The sequence below is a fragment of the Virgibacillus halotolerans genome, from assembly GCF_016908515.1.
Taxonomy (GTDB): Bacteria; Bacillota; Bacilli; order Bacillales; family Amphibacillaceae; genus Virgibacillus_M; species Virgibacillus_M halotolerans.
The window spans coordinates 1-14,171 of record NZ_JAFBEA010000010.1 but is presented as its reverse complement, the minus strand read 5'-3'; the positions used below and the strand labels follow the sequence as shown (position 1 = coordinate 14,171).

Annotated in this window: 14 protein-coding genes; all 14 read left to right on the top strand. The window is 40.0% G+C overall.

Features of this window, described 5'->3' with window-relative positions; all coding sequences use genetic code 11:
* The first annotated feature begins 48 nt into the window (after positions 1 to 48).
* The gene (locus tag JOC34_RS17940) at positions 49 to 789 is read left to right on the top strand and encodes a VWA domain-containing protein (protein WP_205138168.1); all 741 of its coding nucleotides are present in this window, start codon (positions 49 to 51) and stop codon (positions 787 to 789) included.
* Complete coding sequence (locus JOC34_RS17935; protein ID WP_205138167.1) at positions 752 to 1,690, top strand: protein kinase domain-containing protein; 939 nt, start codon at positions 752 to 754, stop codon at positions 1,688 to 1,690. Before JOC34_RS17940 ends, JOC34_RS17935 begins: the two co-directional genes overlap by 38 nt.
* A gap of 60 nt (positions 1,691 to 1,750) precedes the next feature.
* Positions 1,751 to 3,145: a tRNA lysidine(34) synthetase TilS gene (tilS, locus tag JOC34_RS17930; RefSeq protein ID WP_205138166.1), complete on the top strand. Its 1,395-nt coding sequence runs from the start codon at positions 1,751 to 1,753 to the stop codon at positions 3,143 to 3,145.
* 12 nt (positions 3,146 to 3,157) lie between these two features.
* Complete coding sequence (gene hpt, locus JOC34_RS17925; RefSeq protein ID WP_205138165.1) at positions 3,158 to 3,706, top strand: hypoxanthine phosphoribosyltransferase; 549 nt, start codon at positions 3,158 to 3,160, stop codon at positions 3,704 to 3,706.
* Positions 3,707 to 3,859: 153 nt separating this feature from the next.
* Positions 3,860 to 5,899: an ATP-dependent zinc metalloprotease FtsH gene (gene ftsH, locus JOC34_RS17920; protein WP_205138164.1), complete on the top strand. Its 2,040-nt coding sequence runs from the start codon at positions 3,860 to 3,862 to the stop codon at positions 5,897 to 5,899.
* A gap of 162 nt (positions 5,900 to 6,061) precedes the next feature.
* Positions 6,062 to 6,829: a type III pantothenate kinase gene (locus JOC34_RS17915; RefSeq protein ID WP_205138163.1), complete on the top strand. Its 768-nt coding sequence runs from the start codon at positions 6,062 to 6,064 to the stop codon at positions 6,827 to 6,829.
* Positions 6,830 to 6,866: 37 nt separating this feature from the next.
* A complete protein-coding gene (gene hslO, locus JOC34_RS17910; RefSeq protein WP_205138162.1) occupies positions 6,867 to 7,736 on the top strand; it encodes an Hsp33 family molecular chaperone HslO in 870 nt (289 codons plus the stop codon).
* An 18-nt stretch (positions 7,737 to 7,754) separates the two neighbouring features.
* On the top strand, positions 7,755 to 8,654 hold the full coding sequence (locus JOC34_RS17905; RefSeq protein WP_205138161.1) for a peptidylprolyl isomerase: 900 nt from the start codon (positions 7,755 to 7,757) through the stop codon (positions 8,652 to 8,654).
* Positions 8,655 to 8,761: 107 nt separating this feature from the next.
* Positions 8,762 to 9,694, top strand: coding sequence for a cysteine synthase A (cysK, locus tag JOC34_RS17900; protein ID WP_205138160.1), 933 nt, complete (start codon positions 8,762 to 8,764; stop codon positions 9,692 to 9,694).
* Between the two features lie 339 nt (positions 9,695 to 10,033).
* The gene (folP, locus tag JOC34_RS17895; RefSeq protein ID WP_205138159.1) at positions 10,034 to 10,858 is read left to right on the top strand and encodes a dihydropteroate synthase; all 825 of its coding nucleotides are present in this window, start codon (positions 10,034 to 10,036) and stop codon (positions 10,856 to 10,858) included.
* Entirely contained in the window at positions 10,851 to 11,216 is a 366-nt protein-coding gene (folB, locus tag JOC34_RS17890) for a dihydroneopterin aldolase (RefSeq protein ID WP_205138158.1), read from the top strand. The genes folP and folB overlap by 8 nt, the downstream gene beginning before the upstream one ends.
* On the top strand, positions 11,213 to 11,713 hold the full coding sequence (gene folK / locus JOC34_RS17885; RefSeq protein ID WP_205138157.1) for a 2-amino-4-hydroxy-6-hydroxymethyldihydropteridine diphosphokinase: 501 nt from the start codon (positions 11,213 to 11,215) through the stop codon (positions 11,711 to 11,713). The genes folB and folK overlap by 4 nt, the downstream gene beginning before the upstream one ends.
* Positions 11,695 to 11,916, top strand: coding sequence for a helix-turn-helix domain-containing protein (locus JOC34_RS17880; RefSeq protein WP_205138156.1), 222 nt, complete (start codon positions 11,695 to 11,697; stop codon positions 11,914 to 11,916). Before folK ends, JOC34_RS17880 begins: the two co-directional genes overlap by 19 nt.
* Before the next feature lie 112 nt (positions 11,917 to 12,028).
* Positions 12,029 to 13,486, top strand: coding sequence for a lysine--tRNA ligase (lysS, locus tag JOC34_RS17875; protein WP_205138288.1), 1,458 nt, complete (start codon positions 12,029 to 12,031; stop codon positions 13,484 to 13,486).
* The last annotated feature ends 685 nt before the right edge of the window (positions 13,487 to 14,171 follow it).

Genomic DNA, 14,171 nt, shown 5'->3' with positions numbered 1-14,171 from the left:
TTCCAATACCGGCAATGATGTTAGCCAACTAGTTGGGAGGAATGAGCTGTGATGAAAGGAACATTGAAGCAAATATTATTATTAACGGATGGCTGCTCAAATAAAGGGGAGAATCCTGCTCAGACGGCGGAACTTGCATATGAACAAGGGATCACAGTCAATGTGATCGGCATTTTGGATGATGAACATACAGAAGATGCGGAAGGTCTACAGGAAGTAGAAGATATTGCACGCGCTGGTGGTGGTGTAAGCCAATTGGTGTACAAGCAAACATTGGTTCAAACCGTACAAACCGTTACAAAACAAGCAATGACACAGACCCTACAAGGATTTGTTAATAAAGAGTTGCAGCAAATTCTTGGTGAAAAACAAACATTAGAGGATTTAGATCCTGAAAAGCGCGGCGAAATTATGGAAGTCGTTGAAGATATGGGTGAAACCTGTGATTTAGAAGTACTTGTGTTAGTCGATACGAGTGCAAGCATGTATGACAAACTACTCACTGTAAAAGAAGCGCTGATCGATCTATCCATCAGTTTGAATTCAAGAATAGGCAGGAATCGCTTTTGTATCTTTAGTTTCCCGGGAAAAAGAAAGGATATTGACAGGGTGTTTGATTGGTCGCCCAAATTGGACAGCGTATCCACTGTTTTCCCGAAATTATCAAGTGGCGGTATTACACCGACAGGGCCGGCAATCCGTGAGGCCATGTACCAATTTGGTAAGAAAAGCTTATTAAGGAGCTTTAGAGATGAAGATGAATCAAACGTGGAAGAGACAGGATATTGATATTCGCCCAGGAATGCGGATCAAGGGGAAATGGCACGATAAACACTACATCGTAAAAAGGAAACTCGGTGAAGGTGCAGTGGGCACAGTTTATCTGTGTGAATCGAATGGTCGCCCCGTTGCTTTAAAAATTAGTGATCAAGGCGCATCCATGACAGTGGAAGTGAATGTGTTGCAATCATTAAAGAAGGTCCAGGGAAATCTTCTTGGGCCTTCTTTACTGGATGTTGATGACTGGGTGTCAGCTTCTGGCGCTAAATATGCCTTCTATGTGATGGAATATTTACAAGGTGAGTCAATCACTTCTTTTATCAAACGCCATGGGGATGAATGGATCGGTGTATTGATGCTTCAACTGCTGGACGGGCTGGAACAGCTACATCATTCAGGTTGGATATTTGGAGATTTAAAAATAGATAACTTGCTTGTGATCACGAATCCCCCAAGCATTCGCTGGGTAGATGTCGGTGGAACAACACGAAAAGGAAGAGCAATTAAGGAATATACCGAGTTTTATGATCGCGGCTACTGGGGAATGGGCACGAGGCGTGCAGAACCAAGCTACGATCTATTTTCATTTGTTATGGTATTTTTACATGTGTATTATCCAAGGAGATTTGATAAAGGCACAGATCCGGAAAAAACGTTGGTTCAAAAAATAAATGCTGTGCGTGTATTAACGCCATACAGAGAGCCATTGAAGCGGGCGATTAGAGGGAAATATCAATCAAGCGTGGAAATGAAACAAGACATAACGGACATTCTTAGGAAACAGCAAAGGCAAATACGAACACGCACAAGTAGGAAGGCTAAAAAAGCTTCCCACGCTCCCTTTTTAATAGAATCAGGAGGAATCGTGATGATGGCAACCCTGTATTATCTTTTTTCTCTACTTTTATAGCATAAAACGTTATGATAAGGTATAGCTAGTTTACTAATTTAGTCTTGGAGATGGAATGATATGAAACAAGAGGTTACCGCATTTATTAACAGGCATCACTTACTTGAGAAAAATGCTACCGTACTAGTCGGTGTTTCGGGCGGGCCGGATTCGATGGCCTTGCTGCATCTACTTCATTCAATGAGGGAGGAGTGGAACCTGAAACTGATTGCAGTAATGGTTGATCATCAATTAAGGGGAGAGGAATCGCAAGCGGATCTGGATTATGTGCGCGATATTTGTGCAAAATGGGATATTGTATTTGTGGGTACTTCGATAGACGTTCCGGCGTATAAACGGCAGCACCAGATGGGAACACAGCTAGCAGCCCGGGAAGTACGTTACCAGTTTTTTGCAGAACAGATGGAATACTTTCAAGCTGATTACTTAGCGCTTGGCCACCATGGTGATGATCAGGTGGAAACGATGCTGATGTCATTTGTTCGAACAGCTGATTCAAGCGGCTTTTCCGGAATACCATCGAAGCGGCGCTTTGCATCTGGGGCAATCATTCGTCCTTTGCTTTCCGTAACAAAAACAATAACGGAAGCCTATTGCGAGAAGTACGGTATTATACCCAGAATTGATCCGTCAAACCATGAAACAGTGTATACGAGAAACTATTTTCGCAAGCATGTAATTCCACTACTAAAGGAAAAAAACCAAAAAATACATACAACGGTACAATACTTGAGTGAAAGCCTGCAATCGGATGAGGATTTTTTGCAAACAGAGGCCAATAAAGTACTGGAAGATATCGTTGATTTAGATATAGAAAACAAAACGGCTTCACTAAAAATTAATCAATATAAATCGCATCCTCTTGCTTTACAAAGACGTGTATTTCATCTAATATTAAAATATCTGTATGATGAATTACCTAAAGATTTATCTTATGTGCACGAGGCACATCTGTTTACTTTAATAGGGAGTGAAAAAAGTAATGCCCGAATGGATTTCCCTTCCCAATTGAAGGTTGAAAAGTCATATGGGAATTTGTCATTTTACTTCTTGCATCAGCATCCACTTCATTCTCCTTTTCATGAGGTCCTTTCCATTCCAGGCGAACTGGAGTTGCCGGATGGTTCCAGCATAAAGGCAAGTTTAACAGACGTTGCCTATCGTGAAGAAAAGCATATTTATTGTTGTGACGTGGAACAAGTTGCTTTACCATTACATATAAGAACGCGCAAGCCTGGGGACAGAATGCGCTGGAAAGGATTAAATGGCAGTAAAAAACTGAAGGATATTTTTATTGACGAAAAAATACCATTAAGAGAACGAAATAAATGGCCAATAATGGTTGATAATAATAATGAGATCCTATGGCTGATCGGAATTAAAAAAGGACAACCAGCAACACAGGGCAAACCAACCGAATATATTCAAATCGAGTATAAGGAAGCAATCATGTAGGAGGCAGCGCATATGCATAATGATATTGATCATATATTAATATCACGTGAGGACATAGATAAAAAGTGTAAAGAAATTGGTAAGCAGTTAACTTCGGAGTATGACAACAAATTCCCATTAGTAATTGGCGTATTAAAAGGTGCATTGCCTTTTATGTCTGATATAATACGGAATATAGAAACCCATTTGGAAATGGACTTTATGGACGTATCAAGTTATGGTGGGGAAATGCGCTCTTCAGGTGAAGTGAAAATTGTAAAAGACCTTGACACAAAAGTGGAAGGTCGTGATTTATTAATTATCGAGGATATTATCGATAGTGGCCTAACCCTAAGCTATCTTGTTGATTTGTTTAAATACCGTAAAGCGAAATCAATTAAGATTGTTACATTACTTGATAAGCCTTCTGGAAGAACGGCAGCGATTAAAGCAGATCTGGTCGGATTTGAAGTCCCTAATGAGTTTGTTGTGGGTTATGGTTTGGATTATGATCAAAAATATCGTAATTTGCCATATATCGGTGTTCTTAAACCGGAAGTTTATGGTGGGGAAGAAGCGTAATTAGTGTTATGGTAAACAGTGTATGATTTAATTCCTGCTGTTTACGATCAGCGTTCAGAAAGAAAAAGGTTTTTCAGATGAAATTAGTTGTATTTAAACTTTTTCATATGGTACGATATACTATAGTTTTTCCCGTTTGGGAGGAGGTTGGCAATGAATCGGATATTTCGGAATGTATTCTTCGGACTACTTATTTTTCTAGGCATTGTTGCTGTTATAAGTATGTTTAATGGACAGAACGAAGAAGAAAAGGAATTTAATGTAAAGGAATTTACGGAAGCTTTAAATAATGGTGAAATCGACGAAATGACGATGCAGCCAGCAAACGGTATTATTCGATATACTGGAAAGTTAACAGAAGGCGATAAGACATTTGTTGCGCAAGTTCCGGATAATACAGATATCGTTGCAAATATTACAGATCAGGCAACAGAACAAAGTATACTTAAAGTAGAGGAAGAGGAAAAGCCAAGCGGATGGGTTACGTTCTTAACAACCATGATTCCATTTTTAATTATTGGTCTATTTTTCTTATTTATACTTAGCCAGGCACAAGGTGGCGGCGGCGGTGGCGGCCGTGTCATGAACTTTGGTAAGAGTAAGGCGAAAATGTATACAGAAGATAAACAGAAGGTTCGTTTTAAAGATGTTGCTGGAGCCGATGAAGAAAAGCAAGAACTTGTTGAAGTTGTTGACTTTTTGAAGGATCCACGCAAATTTACTGCTGTTGGTGCGCGAATTCCAAAAGGGGTACTCCTAGTTGGACCTCCGGGAACAGGTAAGACATTACTTGCCCGTGCAGTTGCAGGTGAAGCAGGAACACCGTTTTTCTCTATCAGTGGTTCTGACTTCGTTGAAATGTTCGTTGGTGTGGGTGCTTCCCGTGTTCGTGATTTATTTGAAAACGCGAAGAAAAATGCGCCATGTATCATATTTATAGATGAGATTGATGCGGTTGGTAGACAACGTGGTGCCGGTCTTGGTGGTGGTCACGATGAACGTGAACAAACACTAAACCAACTACTTGTTGAAATGGACGGATTTGGTGCGAATGAAGGTATCATCATGATTGCGGCAACAAACCGTGCAGATATCCTTGACCCGGCATTGCTGCGTCCAGGCCGTTTTGACCGTCAAATTGTGGTAGACCGTCCAGATGTTAGGGGACGTGAGGATGTACTGAAAGTCCATTCCAGAAATAAGCCGTTTGATGATACAGTTGACCTTAAAACGATAGCAATGCGTACACCTGGATTTTCTGGTGCAGATTTAGAGAACCTGCTAAACGAGGCGGCGCTTTTTGCAGCAAGAGGAGAGCGTACTACAATCGGTATGTTAGATATTGATGAGGCGATTGACCGTATCATTGCAGGACCTTCGAAGAAAAGCAGGGTAATCTCGAAAAAAGAACGGGATATTGTTGCTTATCACGAGAGTGGTCACACGATTATCGGTATGGTGTTAGATGACGCGGATGTGGTTCATAAAGTGACAATCGTTCCTCGTGGGCAGGCTGGCGGTTATGCTGTCATGCTACCAAGGGAAGACCGTTATTTCATGACCAAGCCAGAGTTGTTTGATAAGATTACCGGTTTGCTTGGTGGACGCGTAGCGGAGGAATTAATCTTTGGTGAAGTGAGTACTGGTGCTTCGAATGACTTTGAACGTGCCACATCGATTGCTAAGAAAATGATAACCGAGTATGGTATGAGTGATAAAATAGGACCAATTCAATTTACCAGCGGCAGTGGTAATCAAGTATTCTTAGGTCGCGACATTCAGGATGACTCAAACTTTAGTGATTCGATCGCACAAAAAATTGATGAAGAAATGCAAAACTTCATTAACCATTGTTATGATCGGGCGAAAAGCATTCTGACAGAACATAAGGATAAGCTGGAGCTGATTGCTTCAACATTGCTTGAGGTAGAAACGTTGGATGCAAAACAAATTAAATCATTATTTGAAGATGGTGTACTACCAGAACCGGAAGAAGATTTAAAAGTTAACATTCAGTCCAAGGCGGATGAAGAACCCCATCCAGAGACTTACGAAGAAGCGAAAGAAAGAGCAGAAAGGCAAAGGCAGGAAAAACGTAAAGCCGAAGCTGAATCTGAAGAGAATGAAACGAGCGCAGATGAAGAAAAAGAAATAGATACTCCATCGGAAGACGGAGATAATAATAAAGCTTAAAAAAACAAGCAGCCACTTATTTATAGAAATAAGTGGCTGTTTTTTACTTTTATTAACACCCCAGGCCATCTAATTCTAATACATGGTGAAGTGTGGTATATTAAAAAAATAGTAAAGCTAAATTTTAAAGTGCATATATTTCGCGGGAAGGTTTGGTGAACAATGCTATTTGTTCTGGATGTGGGAAATACGAATATGGTATTAGGTGTATTTGAGCAAGAGCAATTAAAACATCAATGGCGGATCAAAACAGATCGGTACAAAACGGAAGACGAATTTGGGATGTTAATCAGTTCATTATTTGACCATAGAGGAATTGGCTTTTCAGATATTAAGGGAATTATTATATCTTCTGTAGTCCCTCCAATTATGTTTGCATTGGAAAAAATGTGCAGGACATATTTTAAAATAGATCCTTTAGTTGTAGGCAAGGAAATGGTACAAACGCATTTAAAAATGAATTACCCCAATTCGAAGGAAATCGGTGCTGACCGAATTGTTAATGCTGTCGGGGCAATTGAAACATATGGCGCACCACTCGTTATTATTGACTTCGGTACTGCTACTACCTTTTGCTATGTCGATGAAGAACAATCCTACCGTGGTGGGGTGATCACCCCGGGGATTCAGATTTCTATGGATGCCCTATATAGTAAAGCGTCGAAACTGCCTAAGATTGAAATTCAGGCACCAGAGCAGGTTGTGGGAACGTCAACTGTAGGTGCCATGCAATCAGGTGTGTTCTATGGCTATGCAGAACAAGTTGATGGTTTGGTGAAACGGATAAAGAAAGAAGTCAATACTGCACCAAGGGTCATTGCAACAGGCGGCCTGGCAAAGTTAATGGCCGAAGCTTCGGATACAATTGATGAAGTTGATCCCTATTTAACGTTAAGGGGTTTATATTCGATCTATCAAAAGAACAAATGAAGTGACAGGATTATTAAATAAAGAGGGAGTAATCATAATGAAGGATTATTTGGTGAAAGCAACAACATATAATGGAATGGTTCGTGCGTATGCAATTAGCTCTACTAATACAGTGGGTGAAGCAAGCAGGCGACATGATACTTGGGCAACGGCTTCCGCTGCTTTAGGTAGAACGATTACGATAACAGCGATGATGGGTGCAATGCTAAAAGGGGACGACTCTATTACTGTTAAAGTGGAAGGAAAAGGTCCTATAGGAGCAATCATCGCTGACGGTAATGCGGAAGGACAAGTCCGCGCTTATGTAACGAATCCGCATGTCGACTTTGATCTAAATGAAAAGGGAAAACTGGATGTAGCGCGTGCCGTAGGTAAGGAAGGGAATATAAGTGTTACTAAAGATTTAGGGTTAAAGGATTATTTCACTGGAGAAGTTCCAATTATTTCCGGGGAAATTAGTGAAGATTTTACCTATTACTTTGCCAATTCCGAACAAATACCTTCTGCCGTTGGTGCAGGTGTATTGGTAAATCCAGATCTTTCTATTCTGGCTGCAGGCGGCTTTATTGTTCAAGTCATGCCGGGTGCGGATGAGGAAATTATTGATCGATTAGAAGAAGAAATTCAATCCTTTCCAGCCATTTCGACACTGATCCGGGAAGGGAATACACCTGAGCAGATCCTTGCGCGGTTGTTTGGTGATGAAGAAGTGAAAATTCATGAAAAGCTCCCAATTGAATTTCGCTGTAAATGTTCTAAAGAACGTGTGGAGCAGGCTATTATCGGCCTAGGGAATGCAGAAATACGAAGTATGATTGACGAAGATAAAGGGGCAGAAGCAACTTGCCACTTTTGTAATGAAACATACCATTTCAATGAAACAGAACTAGAGGCATTGATTCAGTAATGAAGGGAAGTTGTTACCGTGTCGAAAAGATTATTACTAGGCATAGTTATCGTCCTTTTAATTACGAACATTGCAACATTGCTTTTTTGGAATAAGGGTGAAACGGTTGTTGTGGAGGAAGATGTAAAGGTAAGGACGAATGGGCCAGTCGCGTCAATAGATGGAGAATCGATTTCCTTTGAAGATTGGATGCGCGATTTGCGTCATGCGAACGGAAAGCAGCAGCTAAAAACGATGATAGATCGTACCGCTGTAAAAAAACTAGCGAAGAAAAATAAAATTGAAGTTCCCGATAAAGTAGTAGACCGGGAACTAGCATTGTTAACATCTATGCAGGGGATTATGACGAAAGAAGAGATGGAAGAAAAGGAAGCAGGTTGGCGAGAGGATATTCGCTACCGGTATCAATTGGAAGCACTGTTAACGAAGGATGTAGCGATTGATGAACAAAAAATCAAGGAATTCTATGACACGTATAAAAATCAGTACAACTTTAAAGCCGCAATGCAAATGTCCCATATCGTAGTGGAAGATAAGGATGTTGCTGAAAAGGTGGTCAAGGAGTTAGATGATGGTGCATCATTTGATTTACTTGCCCGGGAGTATTCCATTGATGAAGATTCAAAAAAAGACGGGGGATATCTTGGCTTTATCACGACAACGAGTCAGTTTTTCCCTAGCGAATATGAAACAGTAGCAGATAAGATGAAAGCACATTCGTATAGTGAGCCAATTAAAGTAGACAAGGGGTTTTCCATCCTTTATTTACATCAAAAGCTTCCATCCATTGAATTTACCTACGATGAAATCAAACCCTATGTAAAAAGCGAGCTTGCCTTACAGGAACAGGGGCAATCATTAACGGCAGACCCACTATGGGATAAATTAGACATTGAATGGATATTCGAAGAAAAATGATTTATCAAATATTTGCCTTTTTTCAGTTGGAATTGTTGACAAATAAGCGGAAACAACGTACATTGTAATTAATCATACAAATTAACTATGAATTGGGAGGTTGTTTCATGAGAGTTGCAGATAATATAACTGGCTTAATTGGAGAAACACCGATTGTTAAATTAAATCGCATGACAGACGAAAACAGTGCAGATATTTATTTGAAATTAGAGTTTATGGGTCCAGGTAGTTCGGTAAAGGATCGAATTGCATTATCCATGGTAGAAGCTGCGGAAAAAGAAGGGCTTTTAAAAGATGGGGATACGATCATTGAGCCAACTAGCGGTAATACAGGGATTGGTTTGGCGATGGTAGCAGCAGCAAAAGGATATAAAGCTGTTCTTGTTATGCCGGATACGATGAGTAAAGAGCGTCGTAATCTGTTGCGCGCTTATGGTGCTGAACTTGTTTTAACGCCTGGTGCAGATGGAATGAAAGGCGCAATTAAAAAAGCCGAAGATCTTAAAGCAGAACATGGTTATTATATGCCGCAACAATTTAACAATGCAGCCAATCCGGAAGTACATGCCCGTACAACTGGGAAGGAAATTGTAGAACAAATGCGTGATGGTTTGGACGGATTTGTTTCCGGAATTGGAACAGGCGGAACCATTACAGGAGCTGGAAAAGTGTTAAAAGACAACTTTTCCGGAATTAAAATTTATGCAGTAGAACCGGAAGACTCTCCTATTCTATCTGGTGGATCACCGGGACCACATAAAATTCAGGGGTTGGGTGCCGGATTTGTCCCAGGCGTATTAGACACGGATATCTACGATGAAATCATCCGTATTTCTAATGATGAGGCATTCGCCACGTCACGTGAAGTTGCAACCACAAATGGTATTCTAGGCGGGGTCTCTGCGGGAGCGGCTGTTGCAGCAGCTCAACAAGTAGCCAAAACACTTGGTAAAGGGAAAAAGGTCCTCGCCATCATCCCGGATAACGGTGAACGATACTTATCCACGCCACTATATCAATTTGATCAAGAAAATGAATAAATAAACCAGTTTATCAAGGGGGTTAACACTTTTGTTTCAGTGTTAATCCCCTTTTTTAGTTGTCCGGATTCGACTACAGGGCGTACTAGTGTCATCGTCGCCACTGAACGTGGTGTTAAGAGACCAGCGCCCAACAACTAGCAGCTCTCGGAATTCTTCCTCTGATAAGTCAACAGCAATTCGCTACCACCTATCGTGTTTTTTTATCCCGTCAGCATATTTCCCGTTTGCACGTTGTTAAAAAGAGACTTTTGCTGTTCTAAATTTCTACTAGATAAAGGCATTATATGATACGATAGTAAAGGAATAAGGCTACTAGAGGAAGGTAACGATATAAAAATGAAAATAAACACACACACATATGATTTTTCATCGCGAACACATATTATGGGTATTTTAAATGTTACCCCGGATTCTTTCTCTGATGGAGGAAACTATACATCCATTGACATTGCAGTAAAACAAGCGGTGGAGATGGAACGGCTAGGTGCAGATATAATCGATATTGGTGGAGAATCTACACGGCCGGACCATCAGCCAGTATCATTAGAGGAAGAACTGGAACGCGTCATCCCGATGATTCAAGCAATCAAGGATGAAATAACCATACCTATTTCCATTGATACATATAAAGCAGCGGTTGCTAAACAAGCAATTGAGGCAGGCGCGTCTATTGTGAACGATGTTTGGGGTGCCAAGCGCGAGCCTGAGATTGCCGAAGTCGCAGCAGAAAAGGGTACACCAATTATTTTAATGCATAACAGAACAAATATGAATTATACATCTCTGATTGATGATATGAAGCAGGATTTATCGGAAAGCATTGACATCGCACTGGAAGCAGGAGTGCACAGAGATAAAATAATAATAGACCCCGGAATTGGCTTTGCTAAGACAGGGGCAGATAATTTAGTTGTATTGAATAACTTGGAACAGTTAACTGAATTAGGCTACCCGCTTTTATTAGCTGCTTCACGAAAAACATTTATTGGAGAAATACTCGACTTGCCTCCAGCAGAACGAGATATTGGAACGGGTGCCACAACCTGTTTAGGGATCAACAAAGGTGCTCAAATTGTTCGGGTACATAATGTGAGGCTTACGGCGGAGCTAACAAAAATGATGGATGCAATGTTAGGAAAGGGAGGAACTGCAATTGGATAAAATAGTCCTTAACCAAATGCAATTTTATGGCTTCCATGGCTTATTTCCAGAAGAAAATAAGCTGGGACAACGGTTTAATGTCGATGTGGCATTATTTGTGGATTTAAAAAAGGCAGGTAAGTCTGATGACATGAATGATTCTATTCACTATGGACATGCTTATGAATTAATTAAAGGAATTGTAGAGGGAGAAGCGAAAAAACTTGTCGAGGCAGTTGCAGAGAAGATAGCAGATAAGTTACTTACTTCCTTTGACTTGTTAGAAGCGATTCAAGTGAAGGTAATTAAACCGGACCCACCTATACCGGGACATTATCAATCAGTTGCAGTTGAAATTTATCGGGAGAAGTCAGTATGAACAAAGCATATATAGCACTAGGAACCAATATAGAACCAAGATATGAACATATCACAAGTGCATTACAATCGCTGACCAATCAGCGGTCTATTACGATTGTCAAGCAATCTTCCATTTATGAAACGGCACCTGTTGGTTACACAGATCAGGCGGATTTTTTAAATATGGTCGTCGAGATAGAAACATCACTATCTTCCATTGAACTGTTAAATTGCTGCCAGCAAATTGAACAGTTATTAGGAAGGAAGCGGGTTATTCGGTTTGGACCAAGAACAATAGACCTTGACATTTTACTCTATAATCAAGAAAATAGTAAAATGGACAGATTAATTATTCCGCATCCGCGAATGCATGAGCGGGCATTTGTGTTGATTCCATTGAATGAAATTGCACCAACAGCCATTATACCGCCATGGGATAGGCCAGTTGCGGATTATATAGATGAACTTCCACCTACAGACAAAAAGGATGTAAAAGAATGGACACCAAGCGAATAGGAAGAAGGATTAGAGGTTTTCGGAAATTAAAAGGCTATACGCAAGTTGAACTTGCAAAGCAATTAGATGTCTCTATGGCAGTGATTGGAAAAATTGAACGTGGTGTAGCGCCTGCATCTGAAGCATTATTGGAGGACATCGCTGCCCAGTTGCAAATTGCAAAAGCGGAGCTGACATTAGAGCCAGATAGCGAACAAAATTAAATGTCGATTCGTCGATAGGTAATTATTACATGAAAGAAATGCAGTTTTCCTATATAATGATAGACAACAATGACTGGAGTGATGAAAGGTGTCAGAAGAAATAACGGAACAAATGCAAGTGCGGCGGGACAAATTAAATGAATATCGCGAACAAGGTCTAGACCCTTTTGGTGGTAAATTTAATCGAACCCATCTATCGGAGGATTTATTGACGGCATATGATCAATTCTCAAAAGAGGAATTAGAAGAAAAAGAAGATCAAGTGACCATTGCTGGCAGAATAATGACGAAACGTGGAAAAGGAAAAGCAGGATTTGCACATATTCAAGATTTAAAGGGACAAATCCAAATCTACGTTCGAAAAGATGCAATCGGTGAAGCGGCTTATGAAATTTTTAAATCAGCGGATATGGGGGACATCGTTGGTGTTACGGGTGTTATGTTTAAAACGAAAGTCGGAGAACTGTCCGTTAAAGCAACTGAATTTCAGTTATTAACAAAATCTCTTCGACCACTTCCGGAAAAATATCATGGTTTGAAAGATGTGGAACAACGCTATCGTCAACGTTACTTAGATTTGATCACGAATTTGGATAGTAGAGAAACGTTCGTACTTCGCAGTAAGATTATTCAATCCATGCGCAGGTATTTAGATGGAAATGGATTTTTGGAAGTTGAAACACCAATGATGCACGGTATTCCAGGTGGAGCGTCTGCGCGTCCATTTGAAACACACCACAATGCATTGGATATTCCGCTATATATGCGTATAGCAATTGAACTGCACCTAAAACGATTAGTTGTTGGTGGGTTGGAAAAAGTGTATGAAATTGGTCGTGTATTCCGTAATGAAGGTGTGTCTACAAGACATAACCCTGAATTTACGATGATTGAATTATACGAAGCGTACGCTGATTTCAATGATATTATGTCGCTAACAGAGAACTTGATCGCCCATATTGCAAAAGAAGTACTTGGATCAACAACCATTACTTATGGTGAACACGAAATACATTTAGAACCCGAGTGGACAAGATTGCATATGGCTGATGCTGTAAAAGAGAATACAGGCGTTGACTTCTGGAAACAGATGACAGACGAAGAAGCACGTAAATTAGCGAAGGAACATGGCGTTGAAGTGAAAGACTCAATGACATATGGACATGTATTGAATGAATTCTTTGAGCAAAAGGTAGAAGAGACATTAATTGAACCAACTTTTATTTATGGACATCCAGTAGAAATCTCGCCATTGGCGAAGAAGAATAAAGAAGATGAGCGTTTTACAGACCGATTTGAATTATTTGTTGTTGGTCGTGAACACGCGAATGCTTTTAGTGAATTAAATGATCCAATAGATCAGCGTGAACGATTTGAAGCGCAAGTTAAGGAAAGAGCGGAAGGGAACGATGAAGCACATCTTATGGATGAGGATTTCCTTGAAGCATTAGAGTATGGTATGCCGCCAACGGGTGGACTAGGCATTGGAATTGATCGTCTGGTTATGCTGTTAACGAATGCACCATCGATAAGGGATGTATTATTATTTCCACAAATGCGTAATAAGTAATTTTTTAAAGGCCCCTGATGTTTTTTGATCAGAGGCCTTTTTACTATAGAAGAAAGAACTTCTTTTTTGCAGATTAAAATTATAAACTTACCTATCTGCTTAAGTACGATTAAGGCATTCACCATTAAAGGCTTCGCGAATGCCAAGTTTTCTCAGAAGTTAATGAAGATTGTTGTTTTCAAACTTTGAAGAAAGTCGTTTTTGAGGTTTTATAATCATTACTTACGGGTATGTTAAGTATAGTTGATGATAACCACAGGGTTAAAACAGCCATTTAAGTAGTTATATCGCTTTGAAAAGTCAGTAAGGACAAGGGTTGAGGGATTAACTGACAATTTCCAATAAATTATTTTTAAATTCTTCTTGCTTTCGACGAATAATCATGGTAAATTTAATATCGTTGCTTAACCAACTGCAACAAACTTATTCAACAGATTAAAAAAAGATACAAAAAAGAGTTGACATTAAAAACTCGATATGGTATATTAATGAAGTCGCTGTTTTAAAGCGATGCAAAACATTTGCTCCTTGAAAACTGAACAAAACAACCAGTATGTCAAGAAAAACAGAGACTGTTTTTCGAACATCTGAAGGCTTGCCTTTAGATGAACAAGTAACAAGCTAAGACAATTGATAGAGTCGATTGGTGTCGATTCTATTTCAAACACTTTTTTGGAGAGTTTGA

What these genes read in the sequence shown, in the direction of transcription:
- cysK (WP_205138160.1), top strand. Translation starts at nt 8,762, where the DNA reads ATGAGAGTTGCAGATAATATAACTGGCTTAATTGGAGAAACACCGATT.
- lysS (WP_205138288.1), top strand. Translation starts at nt 12,029, where the DNA reads ATGCAAGTGCGGCGGGACAAATTAAATGAATATCGCGAACAAGGTCTA.
- hpt (WP_205138165.1), top strand. Translation starts at nt 3,158, where the DNA reads ATGCATAATGATATTGATCATATATTAATATCACGTGAGGACATAGAT.
- JOC34_RS17880 (WP_205138156.1), top strand. Translation starts at nt 11,695, where the DNA reads ATGGACACCAAGCGAATAGGAAGAAGGATTAGAGGTTTTCGGAAATTA.
- ftsH (WP_205138164.1), top strand. Translation starts at nt 3,860, where the DNA reads ATGAATCGGATATTTCGGAATGTATTCTTCGGACTACTTATTTTTCTA.
- JOC34_RS17935 (WP_205138167.1), top strand. Translation starts at nt 752, where the DNA reads ATGAAGATGAATCAAACGTGGAAGAGACAGGATATTGATATTCGCCCA.
- tilS (WP_205138166.1), top strand. Translation starts at nt 1,751, where the DNA reads ATGAAACAAGAGGTTACCGCATTTATTAACAGGCATCACTTACTTGAG.
- folP (WP_205138159.1), top strand. Translation starts at nt 10,034, where the DNA reads ATGAAAATAAACACACACACATATGATTTTTCATCGCGAACACATATT.
- folK (WP_205138157.1), top strand. Translation starts at nt 11,213, where the DNA reads ATGAACAAAGCATATATAGCACTAGGAACCAATATAGAACCAAGATAT.
- hslO (WP_205138162.1), top strand. Translation starts at nt 6,867, where the DNA reads ATGAAGGATTATTTGGTGAAAGCAACAACATATAATGGAATGGTTCGT.
- JOC34_RS17915 (WP_205138163.1), top strand. Translation starts at nt 6,062, where the DNA reads ATGCTATTTGTTCTGGATGTGGGAAATACGAATATGGTATTAGGTGTA.